At 73.6% G+C, this 23,614-nt stretch carries 16 protein-coding genes; 10 read left to right on the top strand and 6 right to left on the bottom strand.

Going from position 1 to position 23,614, the window contains the following annotated elements; translation table 11 throughout:
- Window positions 1-198 precede the first annotated feature (198 nt).
- The 5 genes from ACZ6BG_RS25260 (at window position 199) to ACZ6BG_RS25240 (ending at window position 8,481) form a co-directional block, all read left to right on the top strand.
- A complete protein-coding gene (locus ACZ6BG_RS25260) occupies window positions 199-903 on the top strand; it encodes a GntR family transcriptional regulator (RefSeq protein WP_469005354.1) in 705 nt (234 codons plus the stop codon).
- A gap of 148 nt (window positions 904-1,051) precedes the next feature.
- On the top strand, window positions 1,052-2,578 hold the full coding sequence (locus ACZ6BG_RS25255) for a hypothetical protein (protein WP_469005351.1): 1,527 nt from the start codon (window positions 1,052-1,054) through the stop codon (window positions 2,576-2,578).
- Window positions 2,578-2,712 (top strand): hypothetical protein, encoded by a 135-nt coding sequence (locus tag ACZ6BG_RS25250; RefSeq protein ID WP_469005349.1) that lies wholly within the window; start codon window positions 2,578-2,580, stop codon window positions 2,710-2,712. Before ACZ6BG_RS25255 ends, ACZ6BG_RS25250 begins: the two co-directional genes overlap by 1 nt.
- Window positions 2,709-3,611: a hypothetical protein gene (locus ACZ6BG_RS25245; RefSeq protein WP_469005347.1), complete on the top strand. Its 903-nt coding sequence runs from the start codon at window positions 2,709-2,711 to the stop codon at window positions 3,609-3,611. The genes ACZ6BG_RS25250 and ACZ6BG_RS25245 overlap by 4 nt, the downstream gene beginning before the upstream one ends.
- A 100-nt stretch (window positions 3,612-3,711) precedes the next feature.
- The gene (locus tag ACZ6BG_RS25240; protein ID WP_469005344.1) at window positions 3,712-8,481 is read left to right on the top strand and encodes a hypothetical protein; all 4,770 of its coding nucleotides are present in this window, start codon (window positions 3,712-3,714) and stop codon (window positions 8,479-8,481) included.
- On the opposite strand, the gene ACZ6BG_RS25235 is transcribed toward ACZ6BG_RS25240, so the two are convergent.
- From ACZ6BG_RS25235 to ACZ6BG_RS25215, 5 genes are all read right to left on the bottom strand, one after another.
- Window positions 8,459-9,577 carry an aromatic ring-hydroxylating oxygenase subunit alpha gene (locus tag ACZ6BG_RS25235; RefSeq protein ID WP_469005342.1) on the bottom strand — a complete coding sequence of 373 codons (1,119 nt, stop codon included), beginning with the start codon at window positions 9,575-9,577 and terminating at the stop codon, window positions 8,459-8,461. The two genes, ACZ6BG_RS25240 and ACZ6BG_RS25235, sit on opposite strands and share 23 nt — an antisense overlap.
- 84 nt (window positions 9,578-9,661) lie before the next feature.
- Window positions 9,662-10,849: an N-methyl-L-tryptophan oxidase gene (gene solA / locus ACZ6BG_RS25230; protein ID WP_469005339.1), complete on the bottom strand. Its 1,188-nt coding sequence runs from the start codon at window positions 10,847-10,849 to the stop codon at window positions 9,662-9,664.
- Between the two features lie 5 nt (window positions 10,850-10,854).
- The gene (locus ACZ6BG_RS25225) at window positions 10,855-13,284 is read right to left on the bottom strand and encodes a GcvT family protein (protein WP_469006182.1); all 2,430 of its coding nucleotides are present in this window, start codon (window positions 13,282-13,284) and stop codon (window positions 10,855-10,857) included.
- A gap of 167 nt (window positions 13,285-13,451) precedes the next feature.
- Entirely contained in the window at window positions 13,452-14,537 is a 1,086-nt protein-coding gene (locus tag ACZ6BG_RS25220; RefSeq protein WP_469005337.1) for an S-(hydroxymethyl)mycothiol dehydrogenase, read from the bottom strand.
- 603 nt (window positions 14,538-15,140) lie between these two features.
- A complete protein-coding gene (locus tag ACZ6BG_RS25215) occupies window positions 15,141-15,884 on the bottom strand; it encodes an IclR family transcriptional regulator (protein ID WP_469006180.1) in 744 nt (247 codons plus the stop codon).
- Between the two features lie 330 nt (window positions 15,885-16,214).
- Here ACZ6BG_RS25215 and ACZ6BG_RS25210 point away from each other — a divergent pair, with 330 nt between their 5' ends.
- A complete protein-coding gene (locus tag ACZ6BG_RS25210; RefSeq protein WP_469005334.1) occupies window positions 16,215-16,640 on the top strand; it encodes a bifunctional 3-phenylpropionate/cinnamic acid dioxygenase ferredoxin subunit in 426 nt (141 codons plus the stop codon).
- Window positions 16,637-18,076: an NAD(P)/FAD-dependent oxidoreductase gene (locus ACZ6BG_RS25205; protein WP_469005331.1), complete on the top strand. Its 1,440-nt coding sequence runs from the start codon at window positions 16,637-16,639 to the stop codon at window positions 18,074-18,076. The genes ACZ6BG_RS25210 and ACZ6BG_RS25205 overlap by 4 nt, the downstream gene beginning before the upstream one ends.
- A 136-nt stretch (window positions 18,077-18,212) precedes the next feature.
- Here the strand turns inward: ACZ6BG_RS25205 and ACZ6BG_RS25200 are convergent, their stop codons facing one another.
- Window positions 18,213-18,836 (bottom strand): hypothetical protein, encoded by a 624-nt coding sequence (locus ACZ6BG_RS25200; protein ID WP_469006178.1) that lies wholly within the window; start codon window positions 18,834-18,836, stop codon window positions 18,213-18,215.
- Between the two features lie 770 nt (window positions 18,837-19,606).
- On the opposite strand from ACZ6BG_RS25200, the gene ACZ6BG_RS25195 reads away from it, so the two are divergent.
- The 3 genes from ACZ6BG_RS25195 to ACZ6BG_RS25185 are packed head-to-tail and all read left to right on the top strand — an operon-like array spanning window position 19,607 to window position 23,607.
- A complete protein-coding gene (locus ACZ6BG_RS25195; RefSeq protein ID WP_469005329.1) occupies window positions 19,607-22,759 on the top strand; it encodes a sensor histidine kinase in 3,153 nt (1,050 codons plus the stop codon).
- Complete coding sequence (locus ACZ6BG_RS25190) at window positions 22,756-23,196, top strand: roadblock/LC7 domain-containing protein (RefSeq protein WP_469005326.1); 441 nt, start codon at window positions 22,756-22,758, stop codon at window positions 23,194-23,196. Before ACZ6BG_RS25195 ends, ACZ6BG_RS25190 begins: the two co-directional genes overlap by 4 nt.
- 9 nt (window positions 23,197-23,205) lie before the next feature.
- The gene (locus ACZ6BG_RS25185; protein ID WP_030360376.1) at window positions 23,206-23,607 is read left to right on the top strand and encodes a DUF742 domain-containing protein; all 402 of its coding nucleotides are present in this window, start codon (window positions 23,206-23,208) and stop codon (window positions 23,605-23,607) included.
- Window positions 23,608-23,614: the final 7 nt, after the last annotated feature.

Below are 23,614 nucleotides of genomic sequence, written 5' to 3'. Positions count from 1 at the left end.
GGAGTCGGCGGAGCTGGAGGGTGCTTCTGAGGAGCGGGGGTGTGCTGACCGGCGCGTGGCCGGTGCCCTCTGGGGACGGGGGGCGGGGTGACGCCTGCCGGACAACGTAGAGGATTGTTCAACGATCCCTCAATACCCATGTTGTCTCGTTCTTGTATCTGCGGTTGAATCCGGGCATGGCTGAGGGGATGGCTGATCATGGCTGAACTGACCGGTCTCGCCGACGACCGCGCGCTCCTGGGGCGCACCAGCACCGCGGAGCGGGTCGCGGACATCCTCCGGAGCCGCATCGCCGAGGGGTACTTCCCACCCGGCACCCGGTTGTCGGAGGACAGCATCGGCGGCGCGCTCGGCGTCTCCCGCAACACCCTCCGCGAGGCCTTCCGGCTGCTCACCCACGAGCGGCTGCTCGTCCACGAACTCAACCGCGGCGTCTTCGTGCGGGTCCTGACCGTCGAGGACGTCGAGGACATCTACCGCACCCGGCGCCTGGTGGAGTGCGCCGTCGTGCACGGCCTCGGCCGCCCGCCGTTCGCCGTGGACGCGCTCGCCGCGGCCGTCGCCGCGGGCAGGGTCGCGGCCGGCCGCCGGGACTGGAAAGGCGTCTCCACGGCCAACATCCACTTCCACCGGGAGCTCGTCGCGCTCGCCGGAAGCGCCCGCACCGACGAGCTGATGCGCAGCGTCTTCGCCGAACTGCGGCTCGCCTTCCACGTGGTGGACGACCCGCGCCGCCTCCACGAGCCCTACTTGGTGCGCAACCAGGAGATTCTGGACGCCCTGCAGGCGGGCCTCGGCCCGAAGGCCGAGCGGCTGCTCGGGATCTACCTGGACGACTCGCTGCAGGGGCTCGTCGACACGTACGCGCGCCGGGTCGCGGCGGGCGGGGCCGGGGCGGGCTGAGGTCGCGGGACTCGCTCGTCGGCGGGGCGCGTCGAGGTCGTGGGGTGCGCCGGTCCGAGGGGCGGGCCGAGTTCCCGGGGCATGTCGGGGTGGCGGGGCATCTGCGTCGTTTCGACCGTTGTCAGACCGAGGACCTAGTCTGTGCACCGTGACTTCGCCTGCCGTACCGGACTCCGTTCCGTCCCAGCTCAGCGCGGGGCCGCGGCCCGCACCGGGCCCGGCCGCCGACGAGGGCCTGGCACGGCGCCTGCGCGCGCTCGCGTGCACGGCCCCGCTGCACGACCTGGACGCCCGCAAGGCGAACCTCGCGGGCGAGTATTCGGTGTACGCGATGGCGGAGGTGGCCCTGTCCGCCATCGACCTCGTCACGCTGAACATGGACTTCGACACGGGCGCCGACCACGACCAGGTCGTCGCCCGGCTGCTGCCCCGCGTCGCCGCCCAGGCCCCGCGCCGCCCCACCGCCGAGCACGAGCGCGTCGCCCGCTGGGTCCTGGAGAACCTGATCAACGTGGGCAGCGTCGACCGCGGCTTCCGCGCGGTGTACGGCACCTTCGACCCGGACGGCACCTACGTCCGGCGGGACTACGACTTCAAACTGATCGAGGAGGTCCCCGGCTACGGCGGCGGTGTCTGCCTGCGCACCACCGACGAGGCCGTGAACGTCCTCGTGGGCGCCCTCGACACGGACGTCACCAGCGCCCAGATCGCCGCCGAGGTGAAGCTGGAGGTCCTGATCAGCCGCGGCCGCCTCGCCGACGCCCAGCTCGCCGCCGAACAGGCGCGGTACCGCACCGTGCAGTACTCGGAGACCCTCCGCAGGGCCCTCGACGCGACCCGGCGCAACGTCCGCGCGGTGGACTGGCTCCAGTCCGTGCCGGACATGATCACCGAAGCCCTGGACCACGTGGCCGACCGGTACCGCCACGAGAACGCGATCCTGACGAACATCCGCAAGGCGCGCGACGAGTCCGAGGACCCCGAGCACAAGCGCCGCGCCGCCGAGCTCGTCGACATCGTCAAGGACTGCATCCGCCGCCACACCCAGCTCCAGTCCCGCCTCCTCGAAGCAGGCCCCCTGTTCCGAGCCGAGCAGGACCGGCAGGCCTTCGCCACCCCCACCGCGCGCACAGGACTCGACCTGTACGGCCAGTTGGTCGCCCCGATCCTGCCGCTCCCCGCCGAGCAGGCGATCCGGGTCACGGACGCCTTCTTCGCGCGCGGGACGGGCCTGCGCACGCCGGTGTCGGTGCGGGTCGGCGACCTCGTCGACATACTCCTCACGCCGCCGCAGGAGCGCGAGCACCTGGGCGCGGAGATGCCCGAGCCCGACCTCATCGCCACGCCCGACGACAGCCGCTTCAGCGAGGAGCAGCTGGCGAGCGCCATGGAACTGCTCGCGCTGCCGCCCGACGCGCCGCGCAGGCTCTCCGGGCTGCTCGCCGACGCCCGCCGCCGCGACCCCGAACTGCCCTACCTGGTCGCCCTCCTCGCCGTCCACGCCGCGAGCCCGCCGGTCGGCACGGCCTACCGCCAGGGCGAGCAGCAACTGCTGTTCGCCGTGGACGACGGCACCGACCTCGACGACCCGGAGTTCGGCGGCGCCGACCTCATCGTCGGCACGGCACTCCTCGACGCGGTGGGGATGGCGGCCGACCGGACGGAGGCGGCCTGATGACGCCTCCCACAAGGCGGCGCGCCGCCCTCGGCCCGGCCGCCCCCGGGGATGTGCGCACGGCCCCCGACGACGCGGGCCACGCCCCCGAACACGTACGACCGACCGACCGCACCAAGGAGCCCCAGCCGTGACCGATCACCCCGCAGAGCACGCCGCGTGGGGCGAGCCGGACGCCGCCGCGGCCCCGGCGGCGGCGCCCGCGAGCGCCGCCGTCACCCCGGCCGACGCCGCCGACGCGGCCCGCCTCGTCGCGTTCGGACTCCAGCCCAAGCTCCAGCCCGCCCGCGACCAGGAGTACGGCGAACTGCTCCGCAGATACCGCGAGGACCCGCCCTTCGCCCGCCTCGCCGACGCCGTCGCGGCCGGGCTCGGCCTCGTGGTCCTCGAGGTGTCCCCGCGCGCGGGGATGGCGGTGACCGCCGCCGAGGACTCCGTGTTCGCCGTCCGCATGGGCGACTACGCGCGCCGCGCCGCCGCCGACTCCACCGACCGCTTCCTGCACGGCCTCGCCCACCTCGCCGTCGCCGCCATGGCCTTCCCGCGCCCCGAGGACCTGGCCGACGACGGGTACATCGGCCGCGTCACGGTCAACGGCGTCGACGCCTTCGTACGACAGGCCTGTCGCCGCCTTGAGGAGCGCGCCGAAGAGCAGGGCGAGAACACCGATCCGGCGTCGGACGCGCCGGGCCTGGAGTCCGCCTGGCGGATCTGGGCGCGCCGCAGCTCCACCGGCGCCACCAAGGACGCGCGCAGGCTCGCCGGTTCCACCACCGGCATCGTGGGCAAGGCCGCCGCGTTCCTCACCGACTCCGGGTTCCTCCAGCGCACCGGCGACGACTCCGGCGGGACCTACCGCACCACCGCGCGCTATCAGCTCCAGGTCCGCGACATGGCGGGCACCGCGGCCATGGCCGAGCTCCTGGAACTCGGCGTCGTGCCCGTCACCGACGGCTCCGCGACACTGCTGCCCCCCGACGACACCGACGACCTGGAGCTGGCGGCCGACGCCGGCCTGCCGTTCCACTCCTGACCCGCGCGGGACGGCATCCGGCCGCCCCGCCCGCGTCCACCGACGTTCCGCCACGTTCCGTTTCTTCGTCCCGCACGACTTACGACGAGAGTCCGCCGCCATGTACGAGCTGTCCCGGGTCCGCCTCTACTCCATCGGCCCCGCCGGTGCGCGCTACGCCGACACCGTGCTGGACCTGCGCGGTGTCGGCGACGTGGTGCCCGACCCCGCGCCCGCGCAGGCGGAGTTCTTCGAGGAGGAGCCCGTCGGCCCGCCGCGCCGCCCGGCGCCCGCCGGGGTGCTCTTCCTGGAGAACGGCGGCGGCAAGTCCGTCCTGCTCAAGCTGATCTTCTCGGTGATGCTGCCGGGCCACCGGAACACACTGGGCGGGGCCAGCTCCGGAGTGCTGCGCAAGTTCCTCCTGGCCGACGACTGCGGACACGTCGCCCTGGAGTGGCAGCACACGCTCACCGGTGAGTGCGTCGTCGTCGGCAAGGTGAGCGAGTGGCGCGGACGGCAGGTCTCCAACGACCCGCGGAAGTTCGCGGAGGCCTGGTACTCCTTCCGCCCCGGCCCCGGGCTCAGCCTGGACTCGCTGCCGGTCGCCGAGTCCACCGCCGTGCGGCCGTCCGTCGAGGGCGCGTCCGGCGCACAGGGGCGGCGGCGCACCATGAAGGGCTTCCGGGACGCCCTCATGGAGGCCACGAAGGCCTACCCGCACCTCGAAGTGCACTGGGAGGAGATCCACGACCGCTGGAACGAACACCTCGGGGACCTCGGCCTCGACCCCGAACTGTTCCGCTACCAGCGCGAGATGAACGCCGACGAGGGCGAGGCCGCCGGCCTCTTCGCCGTCAAGAAGGACTCCGACTTCACCGACCTGCTGCTGCGCGCCGTCACCGACACCCGGGACACGGACGGCCTCGCCGACCTCGTGCACGGCTTCGGCAACAAGCTGGGCCGGCGTGCCGAGCTGATCGCCGAGCGCGACTTCACCGCGGGCTCCGTGGACCTCCTCGGCCGCATCGTGGAGGCTGCGGACACCCGGGCACGCGCGCGTGACGTGCACGCGGGCGCCGAACGCCGCACCCGCACCCTGGCCCGCCGACTGTCGGCCCGCGCCGTCGAGGAGCGGGGCCGCGCCGCCGAACTGGCCGAGCAGGTCACCGCCGCCGCGCACACCGTCACGGCCGCCGAGCAGGCCCGCGGCCGCTCCGCGCTCATCGCCGCCGAACTCGCCTACCGGCACGCCTCGCTGGCCCTCACCGTCGCCGAGAAGGCCGCCGCAGCCCAGCGCCGCGAGCTGGCCGACGCCCGCACCCTGCACTCCGCCTGGCAGGCCGCCGAAGCCGTCCTGCGCCACCGCGCCGCCGCCGACCGCTCCGCGCGCGTGGCCGTCGCCATCCGCGAGGCCGAGCGGGACGCCGCCCCCGCGCTCGCCGCCCGCGCGAAGGCCGCCGCCGACCTCGTCCGCGCCCTGCACACCGCAGCCGAGGACGCCGAGTCCCACGCCAACGAGGAGGAGGAGCGCTCCGCCGCCCTCCAGGAGACCGGCGAGGCCTCGCACCGCGACGCCACCACCGCCGCGACCGAGGCGCAGCGCGCCCGCAGCGAGGCCGGACACCTGCGCCAGCGCCTCACCGAGGTCGAGCAGGAGACCGCCGAGGCCGTCCGCGCGGGCTGGCTCGACGACAGCACACCCGACGCCGACCCGGCCCGCGCGGCGCTCGCCGCCAGCGACGCCGAGAAGACGGCGGTCGCCGCCTGGGACGAGGCCCGCGAGTCCGCGCGCCGGGCCGCCGACCAGGCCAAGGAGGCCGCCGCCGCGGAGGCCCGCGCCGAGCTGACTGCGGCCCGCGCGGAGGACGCGGCAACGGCCGCCGAGCAGGCGCACGACGCGGAGAGCCGCACCGCCGACTCCCTCGCGCGAGACGAGCGCGTCGCCGAACTCCTGGGTCTGCCGGGCGGATCCGGCGGCAGCGGGCGCGGCGGGGTGCCGCAGCCCCGGCCTGCCGGCGCCGGGGCGGGCGAGGGCGTCGACGACGGGGCGGGGGCCGCCGCCGAGGGGGCCCAGGGTGCGTACGGAGGCGCGAGCACCGCGGGCGACGTCCACGACGGCTCCGCGCCGGGCACTGCCACCCCGACCGCACCCGGGCAGACCCTCGCCCCCGGCCTCACCGCCGCGGAGCTCGACCGCGGCGCCGACGACCTGAAGACCCTGCTCGACGACGGAGTGGCCGCCGCCGAACGGCAGTTGTTCGAGCTGCGGACCGCCGCCGCCGACGACTCCCGCATCCTCGGCGCGCTCGGCGACGGCGGGCTGCTGCCGCCCGGGCCCGACGTCCTCGCCACCGTCGAATTCCTCGGGGAGCACGGCATTCCGGCCCTCCCGGGATGGCGGTATCTGGCCCAGGCCGTCGACCCGGCGGACCACGCACGCGTCCTTGCCGCGCGCCCCGAGCTGGTCGACGGCGTCGTCATCACCGACCCGGACACGCACGCCCGCGCGCGCGAAGCGCTCACCGGCGCCGCGCTGCTGCCGCGCTCCACGGTCGCCGTCGGCACCGCCGCCGCGCTGCTCGCCCCGGTGCCGCATGCCGACAGCGACGCCGAGGACGCGGGCGCCGTCTTCCTCGTACCGCCGAACCCCGCCATGCACGACGAGCACGCCGCCGACGAGGAGCGGCAGACCCTGCGGGCGCGCACCACCCGGCGCGACGAGGAGATCCGCGCGCTCGCCCTGCGCCTCGCCAAGGACCGGGAGCTGGCCGCGCGGCTCGCCTCCTGGCGCTCCGGCTGCCCCGCGGGCCGCCTCGCCGAGCTGGCCACCGCCGCCCGGGACGCGCGCGCCTTCGCCGAGGAGGCGGAGGCCGAGCTGGCCGAGGCCCGCACCGCGCGCGCCGAGGCCGACGAGGCCGCGGCCGACGCCGCCCGCGTGCGCGACGAGCGCCAGGAGGGCGCCCAGCGCGCCCGCCGCGCCGCCGATGCGCTGGCCGGGCTCGCGTTCCGGCTGCGCGAGCGCGCGGGCTGGCAGACCAAGCTCCGCGAACTGGCCGACGACGCCGTCGAGTCGGAGGCCCGCGCCCAGTCCTGCCTGGACCGCGCCCGCGCCGCCGACGAGGACCGCCGCGCCGCCCAGCGCGCCGCCGACGACGCCCGCCGCACCGCGCGCGCCCTGCGTGCCGAGCGCGCCGAGATCGCCGGCGCCCCCGAGGACGTACCACTGGACCAGGACGGCCCCAAGACCTCCCTGCCCGCCCTCCGCGAGGCCTACCGCGCGGCCTCGCAGCTGTACGAGAAGGTCGGCGTCGGCGCCGACCTGCGCGCCGAGCAGGCCCGCGCGGAGAGCGACGAGAGCGCCGCGCTCGCCGAACTCGACCGGCTCAGCAACAAGGTGCGCACCCGCGCGGCCCAGCTCCTCGAAGGCACCGACGGCGCCGACGGGCCGTCCCGGCAGGCCGCCGCCGCCCGCGCGGAGGCCCAGGTCCAGCTCATCGAGTCGCGTGCCTCCACCGCCAGCGAACAGCTCGGCCGACTGCGCGGCGAGGCCGAGCGACACGCCCCCGAGGACGGCGAAGCACACACCGACCTCCCCGAAGAACTCGTCCCGGCCGACGCCGAGCAGGCCCAGACCCTGCTGCGCACGGCCACGACCGAACTCGCCACCCACACCGAGGCCCTGAGCCTGGCCAAGGAGGCGCACGCCGCGCTCCTGCACACCCACCGCGCCACCGAGGACGCGGCCGGTGGGTTCGACGAGACGGCGGCGCTCCTGCGCGACCTGCTGCGCGAGCACCACGACACCGAGGACTACGAGCAGCCCGCGCCCCACCCCGGCACCCTGGAGGAAGCCCGCCAGGCCGCCGCAGAGACCCGCCGCTCCCTGCGCGGCTGCGCCGCCGACCTGTCCGCCGCCGAGTCGGCCGTCCGCGAGGCCAGCGACGTCCTCGTACGGCACGCCAACTCCACCCGGTACGAACAGGTCCGCACCCCCGCCCGGCAGCAGATCCGCGAACTGCCCGCGTCCGCCCTGCCCGAGCACGCCAAGAAGTGGGCCGACGCCTTCGCGCCGCGCCTGCGCGTGCTCACCGACGAGCTGGAGCAACTGGAGCGCAACCGCGACAGCATCGTCGACCGGCTGCGCGGCCTTGTCGAGTCGTCCCTCGCCACGCTCCGCTCCGCCCAACGCCTGTCCCGGCTGCCCGAGGGCCTGGGGGAGTGGTCGGGCCAGGAGTTCCTGCGGGTCCGCTTCGACGAGCCCGACCAGGCGACGCTCACCGAGCGCCTGGGCGAGGTCATCGACGAGGCCACCCGCGCGGCCGTGAAGAAGAACTCCGATCTGCGCAGGGACGGCATGTCCCTGCTGCTCAGGGGAGTTCAGGCCGCCCTCGAACCGCGCGGCATCGCCGTGGAGATCCTCAAGCCGGACGCCGTCCTGCGCGCCGAGCGCGTGCCGGTGGGGCAGATGGGCGACGTGTTCTCCGGAGGCCAGCTCCTGACCGCCGCCATCGCCCTGTACTGCACGATGGCCGCCCTGCGCTCGAACGACCGGGGCCGCGACAAGCACCGGCACGCGGGCACGCTGTTCCTCGACAACCCCATCGGCCGCGCCAACGCCACGTACCTCCTGGAGCTCCAGCGCGCCGTGTCGGACGCCCTCGGCGTCCAGCTGCTCTACACCACCGGCCTGTTCGACACGACGGCGCTCGCGGAGTTCCCACTGGTCATCCGGTTGCGCAACGACGCGGACCTGCGCGCGGGCCTGAAGTACATCAGCGTCGAGGAGCACCTGCGGCCGGGCCTGCCGCAGGAGCAGCAGGCACCGGCCGGGGAGACGGTGCACGGGGAGATCACGGCGACCCGGATGTTCAAGAAGCCAGCCGCTGGATGAGCCAGTGGTGGAACACCCCGATGTGATGCTCGGTCGGCACGAGCACACCGCCCCGCCGGTACGCGCGTGAGCCCATCGCGGGCTGGGTGCGCTCGCACGCCGCGAAGTCCTGCTCGTTGACCCGGTGGAACAGCTCGACCGACTTCGACAGATCCGCTCCGGAGGCGACGACGTCGGGTGCGTACAGCCAGTCGCACTCGACGACCGTGCGGTCCACGGCCAGCGGGAACATGCGGTGCAGGATCACATGGTCCGGGACGAGGTTGACGAACACGGCCGGCTTGACGGTGATGGCGTAGTAGCGGCGGTCCTGGTCGTCGGCGACGTCGGGCAGCCGCCCGAAGCCCGGGGAACCGTCCACAGTGAAGCCGCTGACGTCATCCCCGAAGGCGGCACCGTGCCCTACGTAGTACTGCGCCGCGAAGCCGTCGGCGAACTCCGGCAGGACATCCGTCAGCTCGGGGTGGATGGTCGCGCAGTGGTAGCACTCCATGAAGTTCTCGACGATCAGCTTCCAGTTGGCGCGCACCTCGTAGCGGACGCGATGGCCGAGCGCCAGGTCCTGGGTGCGGTAGCGCTCGATGGACGCGGGATCGCCCAGGCGCTCCCTGGCCTCGCCGATCACCGTGTCCTCGAAGGACGGCGGCGCGTCGGCCAGGCACACCCAGGCGTAGCCGAGCCACTCCCGCAGCGCGACCTCGACCAGGCCGTACGCGGAGCGGTCGACGTCCGGCATCCGCGTCAGGTTCGGCGCGGCGATCAGACGGCCGTCGAGGTCGTACGTCCAGGCGTGGTACGGGCATTGGAGGCTGCGCCGGACCTGGCCCGCCTCGTCCGCGCACAGGCGGGCGCCGCGGTGACGGCACACGTTCAGGAAGGCGCGCAGGCCGCCGTCGCGGGCGCGGGTGATCAGGACGCTCTCCCGGCCGACCTGGACGGTGCGGTACGCGCCGGGACGGTCGAGGTCCGCGGAGCGCACGGCGCAGCACCACAGGGCCTCGAACAGGCGCTCCTGCTCCTGGCGGAAGACATCGGGGTCGGTGTAGTAGTGGCCGGGCAGCGTCGCGATGAGGCTCGCGGAGACCTCTGTCGTCACGTCCGTACTCCTCAGAACTCCTCAGACGGGCACCGCGGCGGGCGCGGTTCGCTCTGACGTGCGCCCCGCAGGGCGCGGGTTCGGTCAGACCGGCGCCGTGGCGGGCGCCGCATCCAGCGGGCCCGTGATCCGGCGGGGGTCGAACAGCTCGATGGGGTGCTCCGTGGTGCCGTCGAGTGCCAGGTCGGCGACGATCTCGCCGACCACCGGCACGAACTTGAAGCCGTGCCCGGAGAAGCCACAGGCCACTGTCACCGACTCCGGGTGCGCCGGATGGCGCGTGATGACGAAGTGCTCGTCGGGCGTCGTCGTGTACATACAGGTGGAGGCCTTCAACAGGCGCCCCGGGAGCAGCGGTATGTGCCGTTCCATGTGCTCGGCCATCGCCGCGACCTCGTGCGGATGGACCGTGCGGTCGATGGTCTCCGGAGTGCACACACTGCCGTTGCGGAAGAACGCGACCTTCACCCCGAGGTCGGGGCCGTCGATCGAGGGGAAGCCGTACACCTGGACGCCCGCCCGGTCCTCCCACACGTAGATCGGATGGTGCTCCGGCAAGAACGGACCGACCCCGCCCGTCGGCTGGAACCAGTACATGATCTGCCGCTCGATGGTGAACGGCACCCCCAGGTCCGCGAGCAGCCCCGGCGCCCACGCGCCCGGACAGATCACCAACTGGCCCGCCGTGTACGTGTCCTCGGCCGTGTGCACGCGCACCCCGTCCCGGTACGGTTCCCAGCGCGTCACCGGTTCCTCGAAGTGCAGGTCCGCGCCCTGGCGGGTGGCGAGCTGCAGATGCGCGGCGACTGTGTTCTCCGGCCGGACGAGACCCGCGCGCTCTTCGTAGAGCGCCACTTCGTCGTCGCGCGGTGTGAGTGTCGGGAAGCGGCGGCGGATCTCCCGGGCGTCCAGCATCTCGTGCGGAAGCCCCCAGGTCTCGGCGGAGAGCCGCGCCCCGGAGACCACCCGCCCGTCCGGGCTGCCGACCATCACGCCGCCGCACAGGGTGGCGATGTCACGGCCGGTGTCCTGTTCGAGCTTTTCGTAGAGCTCGTACGCGCGCAGCAGCAGCGGTACGTACGCGGGGTCCTCGAAGTACGACTGCCGCGTGACCCGGGAACCGCCGTGGCTGGAGCCCCGCTGGTGCACGGGACCGAACTTCTCCAGACCGAGGACGCGGGCTCCGCGCGCGGACAGATGGTGGGCGGCGGCGCTGCCCATGCCGCCCAGGCCGATCACGATCACGTCGTAGGTGGGGGTGGTGGGAGACATGACGGTCACCTCCGGATCCGGGTCATCTCGGGGTCGAAGAGCGGTTCGTCGGTGACGGTCGCGGAGACCTTCTCGCCGAAGTACTCGATGTGCGTGCTCGCCCCCGCGGCCAGCGGCGGCAGCCAGGCGTACGCGACGCAGCGGCCCAGCGTGTAGCCGTACGCGGCGCTGGTGACGTATCCGGCGGGCGCGGCGTCGCCCGGGGCCGCGTACACCGGCTCCTTGCCGAGGACGACGGCGGCCGGGTCGTCCAGGAGGAGCGCGGTGAGCCTGCGGGTGAGGGGGCCGCGCCGCTCCAGCGCCGCGCGCCCCATGAAGTCGCCCTTGTCCATGCGGACGGCGAAGCCGACGCCCGCCTCGTAGGGGTCGTGTTCGGCGGTCATGTCCTGGCCCCAGGCGCGGTAGCCCTTCTCCAGGCGCAGGCTGTTGAAGGCGCTGCGCCCGGCGGCGACGACCCCGAGGTCCCGCCCCGCCTCCCACAGCGTGTCCCACAGGCGCAGGCCGAGGTCGGCGCTGGTGTACAGCTCCCAGCCCAGCTCGCCCACGTAGCTCAGGCGCAGCGCCGTCACCGGGACGTGGCCGAGGTGGGTCTCGCGCGCCTTGAAGTAGCCGAAGGCCTCGTGCGAGAAGTCGTCGCGGGTCAGCGGCTGGACGAGGGCGCGGGCCAGCGGACCCCAGACGCCGACGCAGCACGTCCCCTGGGTGATCTCCCTGATGTGCACGTCGTCGGGTGCGTGCGACTGTAGCCAGATGAGATCGGCGGGGGAGTTGGCGCCGACCTGGAAGCGGCTGGGGGCGAGCCGTGCCACGGTCAGGTCGGAGCGGATGCCGCCCGCATCGTCGAGAAGGAGGGTGTAGGTGACCGAACCGGGCTTCTTGCGAAGGTTGTTGGTGGTCATGCGCTGAAGGAAGCCGAGGGCCCCGGGGCCGGTGACCTCCAGGCGGCGCAGCGGCGTCATGTCGTACAGCGCGACCCGCTCGCGGGTGGCGCGCGCCTCGGCGGCGGCGACCGGCGACCAGTACCGGCTGGACCAGCCGTCCCGCTCGGGCACGTCCACGTCGGCGGCGAGCGCGGTGTTGGCCTCGTACCAGTGGGGCCGCTCCCAGCCGCCGCCCTCCAGGAAGATCGCGCCCAGCTCCTGCTGGCGTGCGTAGAAGGGGCTGACACGCAAGGGGCGCGGCTCGTCCACGGGCTGATGCGGGTGGATGACGTCGTACACCTCGACGAACTGCCGGGCGCCGCGCTCGGCGACGTAGGCGGGGGAGCGCTGGGCGTCCTCGAAGCGGGTCAGGTCGCAGTCGTGCACGTCGACGGCGGGCCTGCCGTCGACCATCCACTCGGCGACGGCCTTCGCCACGCCCGCGGAGTGCGTGACCCATACGGCCTCGGCGAGCCAGAAGCCCCGCAGCACCGGGACCTCACCGAGCAGCGGCATCCCGTCCGGCGTGAAGGAGAAGACACCGTTGAAGCCCTCCTCGACGGCCGACTCCTTGAGCGCGGGCAGCAGCCCGCAGCAGTCCTGCCAGCTCGGCGCGAAGTCCTCCTCGGTGAAGGGGCACGAGGACGGCATGGCCAGACCGCGGGCCGTCGCGTCGTCGTACGCGGGCACGGCGAACGGGTCCACGGGCAGCGGGCGATGGGCGTACGAGCCGATCCCGACGCGGTCCGTGTGCTCACGGAAGTACAGGTCGCGGTCCTGGAAGCGGAGGATGGGCCGCGACGCCTCGGTCCGTGGGTCGTTGCGGCCCGCGAGCTCCGGCAGGGGGCGGGTCCGGGCGTACTGGTGGGCGAGCGGCTGCAGCGGTACGTCGACGCCCGCCATCCGGCCGATCACCGGCCCCCAGAAGCCCGCGGCTGACACGACGTGGTCGGCGGGGAAGGTGCCGCGGTCGGTGACGACGGCGGTGACGCGGCCCTCCGCGCGCTCGATGCCGGTGACCGTGTGCCGCTCCAGGAAGCGGGCGCCCCGGCGGGTCGCCCGGTCGAGCTGCGCACGGCAGGCGAGCACGGCGCGGGCGAGGCCGTCGTCGGGGGTGTGCAGGCCGCCGAGCACCTGGCCGGTGTCGAGCAGCGGCCACAGCTCCTTGCAGCGCGCGGCGTCGACCAGTTCGGCGCGAATGCCCCAGGACGCGGCGAGGCCCGCCTTGCGGTGCAGGTCCGCCCAGCGTTCCGGAGTGGTGGCCAGCTCCAGGCCGCCGACCGGGTTGAAGCAGGAGAGCCCGTCCACGGTGAGCTTGCCGAACTTCCGCACGGTGTAGGCGGCGAACTCGCTGAGCGTCTTGGACGGGCTGGTCTGGAAGACGAGACCGGGCGCGTGCGAGGTGGAGCCGCCCGGGGTGGGCAGCGGCCCCTGTTCGAGGACGGTGACGTCGGTCCAGCCCCGGGCGGTCAACTCGTCGGCGAGGGAGCAGCCGACGATTCCGGCGCCGATGATGACGACTTGGGGGGTGGGCGTTTCGCTTTCGCTGGGTGCGGGTGCGGGTGCGGGTGCGGGTGTCGTGGCTGGCGCTTGCGCTGGAGCTGGCGCGTGGGTGGAGGTGTCGCTTTGGCTCGGGGTGTCATCGCGCACTTCGGGGGAGTGCGGGTCGGGTCGTACGCCGGTCACAGGACCACCACCGATCGCAGCACCTCGCCGCGCTGCATCCTGGCGAACGCCTCCTCGACCTCGTCGAGGGCGATCTTCTCCGTCACGAAGGCGCCGAGGTCGAGCCTGCGGCTGAGGTACTGGTCGACGAGCAGGGGGAAGTCCCGCGTGGGCAGACAGTCGCCGTACCACGAGGACTTGAGCGCGCCGCCGCGCGAGAACAGGTCGATCAGCGGCAGTTCGACGGCCATCTCCGGGTCGGGCACGCCGACCTGGACGAGCGCGCCCGCGTGGTCGCGCATGTAGAAGGCCTGTTTGTACGTTTCAGGGACCCCGACCGCGTCGATGGCGACGTCGACGCCGAAGCCGCCCGTGAGGCCGCGCACCGCCTCGACAGGGTCGGTGCCCCGCGAGTTGACCGTGTGCGTGGCGCCGAAGCGGGTGGCCCCGTCGAGTTTGGCGTCGTCGATGTCGACGGCGATCACGCGCCGGGCTCCGGCGAGCGAGGCTCCGGCGATCGCGGCGCAGCCGACGCCGCCGCAGCCGATGACGGCGACCGTGTCGCCACGGCCCACGTTCCCCGTGTTCACGGCGGCCCCGTACCCGGCCATCACGCCGCAGCCGATCAGTCCCGCCGCCTCCGGCCGGGCCGCCGGGTCCACCTTCACGGCCTGGCCCGCGGCGACGAGCGTCTTCTCGGCGAAGGCGCCGATGCCGAGCGCGGCGCTGAGGGGAGTGCCGTCGAGCAGGGTCATGGGTTGTGCCGCGTTGCGGGAGTCGAAGCAGTACCAGGGACGTCCGCGCAGGCAGGACCGGCAGGTTCCGCAGGGGGCGCGCCAGGCGATGACCACGTAGTCGCCGGGTACCAGACCCCCGGCGTCGGCGCCGACCGCCTCGACGGTACCGGCGGCCTCGTGGCCGAGCAGGAACGGGAAGTCGTCGGAGATCGCGCCTTCCCGGTAGTGCAGATCGGTGTGGCAGACCCCGCAGGCCTGCACGGAGACAAGTACCTCTCCCGGTCCGGGATCCGGCACGACGATCGTCTGCACCTCGACGGGTGCGCCCTTCTTCGCGGCGACGACGCCACGGACCTCGTGTGGCACGGCCAGGCTCCTCGACTTTGGGTCGTCTTGTTGCGTACTCCACGATCGGTTGCGCTATGAGAGACATCGTGAGAGCGACATCAAGGAGCCGTCAAGGGGCCGGAGTGAACCCTCGGCAAAACGCTATGGGTGTCGCGAAACGGGTCCGGCGGAGGGCGCGTGCGGGGTCGGGAAGGTCTGATTCCGCGTGCTGGGGGTGTGGGGGTTCGGGGGCGTGTGGCCCGGGGGGGCCTGGGGTTCGGTGCCCGATCGGTGAGCTGAGGGCAGGCCGTGGGCGGTCCTGCCGGGGTGCGGCTGCGGGGCGGCTCGGTGAGGTGTGGCAGGCCGTCCGGCGGGGCGCCGGGCAGACCTCCGGCGAGGTCGCGGGTGGGTTGTTCGGCGCGCTGGTGGAGGGCCGTTCGGCGAGGTCACGCGGCCGCGGCGGCTTGGTGCGGGTGCGGCGACGCGGGACGCGGCGGTGCGGTGCAAGGGGGGGTGTGGCGCCCGAGCCCCGAGGAGGGGCGGCACGACGGGGGCGGCAAGGAGGACGGGCAGGGCGTGCGGCGGAACGCAGGGCGGCCGGGGGCGGGCCGCGCTCCTGCGCGCCCCTAGCCCCCGAGGCCGTCAGAACCCGTAGCCCATCCGGCGCGACAGCTCCACCGCCGCCGCGACCGTGCGCTTGGCCAGTTCGGTGAGCCGGTCCTCCGTCAGCCGATACACCGGCCCGGAGGCGCTCAGCGCCCCGATGACCTTGCCGTCGTGGGCCCGCACCGGGGCCGCCACGGCGGCGAGCCCGACCTCGAGCTCCTCCACGGCGATCGCGAAACCCTGCTGGACGACGGCCTCCAGTTCGCGGCGCAGCGCCACCGTCCCGGTCACGGTGTGCTCGGTGATACGGGGCAGTGTGCGGGCGATCTGGCCCTCGCGCAGGGTCGTCGGCAGGTGCGCGAGCAGGACCTTCCCGCTGGAGGTGGCGTGCAGCGGGGTGCGTCGGCCGAGCCAGTTCTGGGCGGTCACGGACGCGGGGCCGCGGGCCTGCATGATGTTGACCGCGGCGTCGTCGTCGAGGACCGCGATGTTGACCGTCTCGCCCAGCTCGTCCGCCAGTTCGCGGCAGACCGGGCCGCCCTCCTGGGAGATGTCCATCCGCACGGCCGCCGCCCCGGCGAGGCGCAGGACGCCCGCGCCGAGGAAGTACTTGCCGCGGTCCTTCGCCTGCCCGACAAGACCTCGGTTCTCCAGCACGCCGAGCAGCCGGAACGCCGTCGACTTGTGCACCCCCAGCTCGTCGGCGATCTCCGTGACCCCGGCCTCGCCGTGCCGGGCGAGGATCTCGAGGACGCTCACCGCGCGGTCCACGGACTGCACGGAACCAGCGGGAGCCTTGGCCTGCGGCTCGCGCGCCCCTCGGGGCTTGTCGGGTTCCTCCGCGCGCCCTTCCCGGCGCTCCTCCTGGGCTGCTCCCTGCTGCGGCTCCTCGTTCTGGCCAGGCTGTTTCCGCGTGCGGGTCATATCTCAACTCTCACCACTCGGCGGCCTCTCGGAGCCGCGTCCCAGGGAGCCCCTTGACGCGATGGGCATCCCACCGGATTCTGTTGCGCATAGCGCTCTCTGGTGCGCCATATGAAACTTCATGCTACCGAAGAGTCCTTGGCCCGAACGGTCCCGGACCGGGCTGACAGATCCAGAGGAGGGCCCGTGATTCCCGTCTGCCGCCTTGAAGACCTCCCTGCGGGCGAGTCCGTCCGTCTCGACACCACACCCCCCGTCGCGGTGTTCAACGCCGACGGCGCGCTGTACGCCGTCGACGACACCTGCAGTCACCAGGACGCCTCCCTCTCCGAGGGCTGGCTGGAGGGCTGTCTGGTCGAATGCCCGCTGCACGCCGCCTCATTCGATCTCCGGACCGGAGAGCCGACGTGCCTGCCGGCCCGCCGCCCGGTGCGCACCCACCGCGTGAGCGTGGTCGACGGAACCATCCATGTCCACCTGACCGACCCGACCGCGACCCCCGTCCCGGCCTCCGCTCCCCTCACGGCCGCTGCCTCCTTGTCCGCCCCCGCCTCCCTCGCCGCCTCCGGGCCCGGGCGAGGCTCGCTGACCGGTGAGGGATCCGCCGCATGAACACCGTCACCGTCGTAGGTGCCTCCCTCGCCGGGCTCTACGCGGCGCGCGAACTGCGCGCCCAGGGCTTCGACGGCCGCCTCGTGATCGTCGGCGCCGAGCCCCACCTGCCGTACGACCGCCCACCCCTCTCCAAGTCGTTCCTCACGGACGCGGCCACGACCACCACCACGACCACTGTCACGGACAGCGCCAGGGGTACCGGCATCGGCACCGGCGCGGGCGTGAAGTCTGGCCCCACGACCGGCGGCGCGGCCTCCCTCACCGGCGCCGCCGCCCACACAGCGTACGAATCCGCCCCAGAAGACCAACTCGCCCTCACCGACCCCGAAGAGCTCGCGGACCTGGCCGCCGAATGGCTGCTCGGCGGCCACGCGACCGGCCTCGATCAGCACGGCCGCGCCGTCCTCCTCGACGACGGCCGCATGGTCGTCACCGACGGCGTGGTCGTCGCGACCGGAGCGTCGGCCCGCCGCCTGCCGGGCCCACAGCCCGCAGGGGTCCACACCCTACGGACGCTCGCCGACGCCCGCGCCCTGCGCGCCGACCTGACCCGGGGCCCGCGCCGCGTCGTGGTGATCGGCGGTGGCTTCATCGGCGCGGAGACCGCGTCATCGTGCGTCGCCCTCGGCCATGACGTGACCGTCGTCGAGGCCGCCCCGCTGCCCCTGATTCCCCAACTCGGCCCGGACATGGCCCTGTTCTGTGCCGACCTGCACCGACAGGGCGGCGCCCGGCTGCTCACCGGAACGGGTGTGGCGGGCCTGCACCGCATGGCCCCCGCCGACCCGTCCGGCGCCGCCGACCTGTCCAGTACCGACCTGTCCGGTGCCGTCGCCCCGGGGAACCCCCGGCCCGGAAGCTCCAGCCCCGACGCCTCTGGCCGTCCTGACGCCTCCGGCCACCCCGACACCTCCGGCCGCGTCACCGCAGTCGAGCTGTCCGACGGCCGCATCCTCCCCGCCGACGTGGTCGTCGTCGGTATCGGCGCCACCCCCAACACCGGTTGGCTCTCCGGCACGTCGCTCGCGGTGGGCGACGGCGTCCTGTGCGACGACGGCTGCGTCACCGCTCTCCCGCAGGTGGTCGCCGTGGGAGACGTGGCCCGCGTCGGCGGCGTCCGCGCCGAACACTGGACGAGTGCGACGGAGCAACCCCGCGTCGCCGTCCGCAACTTGCTCGCCGCCCGGACCGTGGAGTCCGTCGCCGCGCTGCCGTACTTCTGGTCCGACCAGTACGGCTCCCGTATCCAGTTCGCCGGACACCGCCCCGCCGACGCCACCGTACGTATCGCGGAAGGCAGTCCGGACGAAGGCGGTTTCCTCGCGCTGTACGAACGGGCGGGCCGGGTGACGGCCGCGCTGGCGGTCAACTGTCCTCGCCCGTTCATGAGGACGCGACGGGAGCTGCGGGCCCGTCAGGCAGCCGCTGCCTGACCCCGGCCCCGACAACCACCCACAGTCCCCGACCGTTGTCGCCGACCCGCCGACCCGCCGACCCGCCGACCCGCCGACCCGCCGACCCGCCGACCCGCCGACCCGCCGACCCGCCGACCCGCCGACCCAGCGGCGCTCAGGAGTGCGACAGCTGCCCCTGTCCGCCCCGGCTGCGTATGCCCTCCTTGGCGCGGGCGGCCACGCGCGCCTGGCGGCGGGCGCGACGCCGCTCACGCCGGAGCCTGCGTGCCGTGCTGCTGGGCATCGAGACCACGCCGTTGCGCTGGTTCCACACCTGGCGGGTCACCCAGACGTCGCACACGCCCCACGTCGCCACGACCGTGCTGGCCACGCTGCTCAACACCATGGGGAAGGCCAGCCAGGACTCGGCCATCGCGCAGAAGAAGGCCGTCATCGCCTGGATGAGCGTCAAGGACACAATCAGCACGGCCCGCACGGCCGCCCTGCGCACCGGGTCGGGCAGTCGCGGCCGACGCGCGGGCTCGTCGACCCACAGGGGCCGCCGCTCCGCGTACTCACCGTCGTCCGGGGCCTCGAAGTGCCCCCACTGCTCCGATGCCTCCTCGGAGTCGCGGCCGTCCGCGTACTCCCGCCCGCCCGAACTCCCGGACCCCGCAGGCCGATCCGCGGCCCGCGACGCCGTACGCCGATCCGTGGCCTTCGACTCCGCACGCCGGCCCAGAGCCTTGGCTCCGGCACGCCGGCCCGAAGCCCCTGACTCCCCGCGCCCCTCGGCCACTCTTGTCCCGCCGTCCCGAGAGTCGCCATCCGTTCTCTCCGCGAGCCCCGTGGTGGAGGCCGCCCCCGTCGCCCACCGCCCCGCCGACTCCTTGTTCTTGTCCGCCGCTTCGGCGCTCGCGGACTTCTCGGACGTCCTGTTCGCCGACGTCCGCTGGCGTTCCGTCGTACCCATCAACTCGTCACTCCCCCCGATGTCCTGCCTCTGCGCCGACCGCTGCCCTGCCCGTGCCTCGCGGCCGGCTGATCGAGAGCTCTCATGTCCGACTCTCCGCCTGCTGCCCGTTTTACGCTGCTTTACGTCGGGCCGCCAGGGCCCGGCCGTGCAGCCGTTCGCCGTCCCCGCTCCTGTCGCCCCTGCCTGACCCTCGCGCCTCGCACCGTCCGGCGCCCGCACTACTCAGCCCCCGCTCGCACCCGCTCTCGTACTGATCGACGAATGGGCGCCGCGGAAGATTCCCGCCCCCGACGACAGATCCCCCCGCATGAGAGATCCCGATCCGGTGCGATCGGTTCCACGCAGCGAACAGTTCAGGCCAACTGGGCCTGCTGGTAAGGGTGATGGGGTCCTCTGGCGTGTGCCGCATGCGGGAGACAATCTCCCCCAATGGGCGGACAACTATGGATGCACCTTTCGCGTCACGGCTGAAAAGCGTCCGGATGTGCCTTCGAGTTGCGCGTGTCTCAGTAGTAGGCTCGCGCCGTTTGTTGACGCACATGCGTGCCCCTGGCCGAACACGCGGCTGTGAGGGGCCCGATCTGGGGGAGGCCATGCGCTTTCGCGGGAAGTCAATCCGCCGGAAGATCGTGGCATTGCTGCTCGTGCCGCTCGTGTCCCTCACGGCGATCTGGGGCTTTGCCACCTTCCTCACCGGGCGCGAGGCGAACAAGCTCATCGACACGGCGTACATCCTCGACGACCTGGCCAAACCGCTCCAGGACACCGTCGAAGTGGTGCAGGAGGAGCGGCGCCAGACCCTCGTCTATCTGGCCGACCCCCGTGCGTCGGACGCGCTCGCCGCGCTGCGCCGCAGCCGAGGGGCCACCGACAAGCTCGTCGCCAAGATCGAGTCCAAGGCCCGGAACTCCGACGCCCGTGAGGTCCTGGACGGCCAGTCCGAGGAGCGCCTGAGCGTCGCCCTGGACGCCTTCAAGGGGCTCGACGCGCTGCGCCGTACGGTCGAGGAAGGCACGATCAGCCGGGACAAGGCGTTGAAGATGTACACGCGCCTGACCGACCCCTGCTTCGGCTTCCTGATGACGCTCAACGCCCTGGACGACGTGGGCGTCACCGCGGAGGGCCGTGCGCTCGTCGGTGTCGGCCAGGCTCGTGAACTGCTGTCCCGTGAGGACGCGTTGATCGGTTCCGCCCTGGTCGCGGGCACCGTCACCAAGGGCGAGGTCCGCCAGGTCTCCGACCTCGTGGCGCAGCGCGGTCTGCTCCTCGACAACAGCCTCACCCAGCTCCCCGACAGCGAGCGGGCCCGCTTCGAGCGCTACTGGAACGGCGTCGAGACGAGCCGTCTGCGCGACGCCGAGCAGTCCCTGATGGAATCCGGCGGAGGCACCCCTCGCGCGGTCACGTCCAGCGACTGGGACCGCGAGTCGGACAAGGTCCTCACCGGCCTCGCCGACCGGACCGACGACGCGGTCGACCGGCTCCGCGACCGCGCCCGCCCCCAGGCCATCAGCGTCATCGTGCAACTGGCCATCGCCGGAGTGCTCGGGCTGGTCGCCGTGCTCCTGTCCATCTTCCTTTCCGTACGCATCGGCCGCAGCCTCATCCGCGACCTTCGCCGGCTGCGCCTGGAGGCCCACGAGGCGTCCGGCGTGCGGCTGCCCGGACTGCTGCGCCGTCTCGCGGCGGGCGAGCAGGTCGACGTGGAGACCGAAGCACCGCGCCTGACCTACGACAAGGACGAGATCGGGCAGGTCGGCCAGGCCCTCAACACCCTGCAGCGCGCCGCGGTCGAGGCCACCGTCAAGCAGGCCGACCTGCGCCGCGGTGTCTCCGAGGTGTTCGTCAACCTCGCCCGCCGCAGCCAGGTCCTGCTGCACAAGCAGCTCACGCTCCTCGACACGATGGAGCGCCGCACCGAGGACACCGACGAGCTCGCCGACCTCTTCCGCCTCGACCACCTCACCACCCGCATGCGGCGGCACGCCGAGGGCCTCGTGATCCTCTCCGGCGCCGCTCCCTCGCGGCAGTGGCGCAAGCCCGTCCAGCTCATGGACGTCGTCCGCGCCGCCGTCGCCGAGGTCGAGGACTACGAACGCATCGAGGTGCGCCGCCTGCCGCGCATCGCCGTCACCGGCCCCGCGGTCGCCGACCTCACGCACCTGCTGGCCGAACTCCTGGAGAACGCCACGGTGTTCTCGCCCCCGCACACCGCGGTGCAGGTCCTCGGGGAGCACGTCGCCAACGGCTTCACCCTGGAGATCCACGACCGCGGCCTCGGCATGGCCTCCGAAGCCCTCTTGGACGCCAACCTCCGCCTCGCCGAGACCCCCGAGTTCGAGCTGTCCGACACCGACCGCCTCGGCCTCTTCGTGGTCAGCCGCCTGGCCCAGCGCCAGCGCGTCCGCGTCTCGCTGCAGCCCTCCCCGTACGGCGGCACCACCGCCGTCGTGTTCGTACCGGAGTCGCTGCTCACCGACGACGTGCCCGACACCGGAGGCGTCGGCTTCCGCCTCGACCGGCCGCAGCCGCAGAAGTCCGTGGGCGGCGGCACCGCGAACGACCGCGATGCCGCCCTCGCCCAGACGCCCGTCGAACTGCCCGGCCTGCCCGCGTCCCTCCTGGACGGGCCGGTCGAGCTGGAGGCGCCCGTCGGCATGGCAGGACTCGACGGCTTCCCGGGCGCCCTGGAGGACGAGGACAGCGAGCGCGGCGGCCTGTTCCGCCCGCGCCGCCGCGTCGGCGAGACCGCCGGGGAACAGCACCAGCAGGCCCGCGACGCGCGCGAGCCCGACCTCGGCGAGCCCGTCCGTGTCGCCGACTCCGTCGGCCACGACGCCCTGCACCCCGATGAGCCTCTGGACGACGAGCCCGCGCCGGGCGGCACCGTACCCCTGGCGCGCCGCCGCACACCGAAGCTGGTCTCCTCGCACGGCCGCCGTGTGGGCCCGGCCCGCACCCGTGACACGGACGTCGGCCCCGCCCTCACCCGCGACACCGACACCGCAGACCCGGACAGCGACGGCGCCCGCGCCCGCCGCGACACCGGCGCCGGATGGCCCGGCCGCGGCCCCGCCCGGGACTCCCGGCCCATGGGGCAGGCGCCCACAGACACCCGGTCCGACGTCGGCCCCGCGCGCGGGGCACTAGACAAGCGCGTAAGGGACGGGCTCGGCACCCCGGCGCGCGCCCCCCGGGACACCACGGACCCCTCCGGCGGCACGGGCGTCGACCTGCCGCGCCGCCCCAGGCCGGACGCGGGCTGGCCCGACCTCACTCCGCCGCGCCCCCTCGGCCCGGACACCCCGGCCGACCCGCAGCCGCTCCTGCCCCGGCGCCGCCCGATCACGGGCGCGCCGCGCGCCACCACCCGCACCGAGACAGCGCCCGGTGCGGACCGGGCGGCAAGGACGGACAGAGGACCCATGGACCGGGCCGCAGGCAGCACGGACACGCCGCCCCGGACGGCGGGCAACGATCAGAGTGCGGCCGCCCTCGGCGGGCTGCCCCGCAGGGTCAGGCAGGCGAATCTCGCCCCCCAGCTGAAGGACAGCCCGGACCGCCGCACAGAGCTGGACACGACCCCGGCGAGGGCCGGAGCGGAGGAGCGCGACGCCGACGAGGTACGCAGCCGGATGGCTTCGCTCCAGCGCGGCTGGCAGCGCGGCCGTGAAGAGAACGCCGTGGGCGATGACGTCCCGGACGGCGCAGCACCAGGAACGACATCTGAGGGGGACGGTCGATGACCGCACCGAAGGCCGACGCACGCACCACCGCGACCGGGGGATCGGGAGAGCTGAACTGGCTCCTCGACGACTTGGTGGAGCGCGTCGCCAGCATCCGCAAAGCACTCGTGCTCTCCGGGGACGGCCTGCCCACGGGCGTGTCGAAGAACCTGACCCGAGAGGACAGCGAGCACCTTGCCGCCGTCGCGTCCGGATTCCACAGCCTGGCCAAGGGCGTGGGGCGTCACTTCGACGCGGGCAGGGTCCGCCAGACGGTGGTCGAGCTGGACGACGCCTTCCTCTTCGTCACGGCGGCGGGTGACGGCAGCTGTCTCGCCGTCCTCGCGGACGCCGATTCCGACGTCGGCCTGGTGGCGTACGAGATGACGCTGCTGGTCAAGAGGGTGGGTGTGCACTTGGGTTCGGCGCCACGCACCGACCTGCCCACGGGAGGGTAGTGGGAGGGCATGAGCGACGACGACGGTCAGGCCGCTATGCCTCACTGGTTCGACGACGACGCCGGTCCGGTGGTGCGCCCGTATGCCATGACTCGGGGCCGCACCACCAGCCCCGCCCAGCACCGCCTCGACCTGATCGCGGTCGTGATCGCGGAGTCGCACGCCGAGGAGACGGAGGCCGACCAGACGCTGTCCCCGGAGCATGTGGACATCGTCGGCCTGTGCCGCGACACCCCGCAGTCCGTCGCGGAACTCGCGGCGGAACTGGATCTTCCGATCGGCGTGATCCGCGTGCTCATCGGTGATCTGGTGGACGACCAACTGGTGCACGTGACCCGCCCCGTACCCCCCGCCGAGCTGCCGGACGAGAGTATTCTGCGCGACGTGATCAACGGCCTCCGGGCGCTCTGAACAGCGC

This window comes from Streptomyces sp. NPDC041205 (genome assembly GCF_055591765.1).
Note: the sequence above shows the minus strand (reverse complement) of the source record. Positions and strands in the feature narration are given on the sequence as shown.

Bases quoted from the DNA above. Each gene is read 5' to 3' on its own strand.
- ACZ6BG_RS25190 (WP_469005326.1), top strand. From the start codon at position 22,756: ATGACCGCACCGAAGGCCGACGCACGCACCACCGCGACCGGGGGATCG.
- ACZ6BG_RS25205 (WP_469005331.1), top strand. From the start codon at position 16,637: ATGAACACCGTCACCGTCGTAGGTGCCTCCCTCGCCGGGCTCTACGCG.
- solA (WP_469005339.1), bottom strand. From the start codon at position 10,849: ATGTCTCCCACCACCCCCACCTACGACGTGATCGTGATCGGCCTGGGC.
- ACZ6BG_RS25260 (WP_469005354.1), top strand. From the start codon at position 199: ATGGCTGAACTGACCGGTCTCGCCGACGACCGCGCGCTCCTGGGGCGC.
- ACZ6BG_RS25195 (WP_469005329.1), top strand. From the start codon at position 19,607: ATGCGCTTTCGCGGGAAGTCAATCCGCCGGAAGATCGTGGCATTGCTG.
- ACZ6BG_RS25250 (WP_469005349.1), top strand. From the start codon at position 2,578: ATGACGCCTCCCACAAGGCGGCGCGCCGCCCTCGGCCCGGCCGCCCCC.
- ACZ6BG_RS25240 (WP_469005344.1), top strand. From the start codon at position 3,712: ATGTACGAGCTGTCCCGGGTCCGCCTCTACTCCATCGGCCCCGCCGGT.
- ACZ6BG_RS25185 (WP_030360376.1), top strand. From the start codon at position 23,206: ATGAGCGACGACGACGGTCAGGCCGCTATGCCTCACTGGTTCGACGAC.